General features: G+C 66.5%; 1 protein-coding gene. It reads left to right on the forward strand.

Features of this window, described 5'->3' with window-relative positions; all coding sequences use genetic code 11:
- Nucleotides 1-21: 21 nt before the first annotated feature.
- A partial coding sequence (locus KVT32_RS32570; RefSeq protein WP_305864305.1) for a histidine kinase occupies nt 22-266 on the forward strand: 245 nt, incomplete at its 3' end.

Here is a 266-nt window from a genome sequence, read left to right on the forward strand (position 1 = left end):
TTGGGGGTCGAAGGGGGCCAGATGCGGATCCTGTTCCTGATGCCGTTCCCCTCCATCAGCCGGCCGGTGGGCCTGGGCTCCATCATGGATGCGCGCCTGCGCCGTGCGCGCCAGGAATTGCTGCGCAAGCAGGAAGAGGTCGAGCACATGGCCACCATCGCCGAACGCGAACGCATCTCGCGCGACCTGCACGATTTGCTGGGCCACTCGCTGTCGCTGATCGCCCTGAAGGCCGAACTGGCGGGCAAGCTGGCCGAACGCGATAC

The organism is Achromobacter sp. GbtcB20 (assembly GCF_019091095.1).
Taxonomy (GTDB): Bacteria; Pseudomonadota; Gammaproteobacteria; order Burkholderiales; family Burkholderiaceae_B; genus Achromobacter; species Achromobacter mucicolens.